Source organism: Pelorhabdus rhamnosifermentans, from assembly GCF_018835585.1.
GTDB lineage: Bacteria > Bacillota > Negativicutes > UMGS1260 > UMGS1260 > Pelorhabdus > Pelorhabdus rhamnosifermentans.
This window is the reverse complement of sequence record NZ_JAHGVE010000112.1, coordinates 1-356: the sequence shown is the minus strand read 5'-3', so window position 1 is coordinate 356 and position 356 is coordinate 1. Positions and strand designations below refer to the sequence as shown.

At 41.6% G+C, this 356-nt stretch carries 1 pseudogene; it reads right to left on the bottom strand.

What is annotated here, in order from left to right:
- Positions 1-356: pseudogene (locus tag Ga0466249_RS26005) on the bottom strand (ISNCY family transposase); the annotation flags it as partial.

The window sequence follows — 356 nt, the reverse complement described above, 5'->3', positions numbered from 1 at the left end:
TGAGCTTGGCTGATTTAATTTCTTCTGTTTGATATAAGGAAGAACAGAGAAAAGAGTTTTTTTGAACTCTACAGCAACCCCCATCCTTGGACCGACTAAGACAGCGACTTTGGCTTTGGCTGGAAGCAAAGGAAGCTCAGAGGATGTAATGACCTTAAAGTGGCGATTGTAAAAGGAGAAGACTCCACCAGCATCGACAGAACGAGTCAGTTTAACGCATAGAATAACATCAATATTCAGAGACGTTGATAAGGGCCTGAAAGCAGACTCTAGCGCTTCAGGTTGAACAGAAAATTGGTCATTGAACAAGGAAATGTATTTTGCTAGGAAAGCATTAGCTTGATCCACGGTTGAAA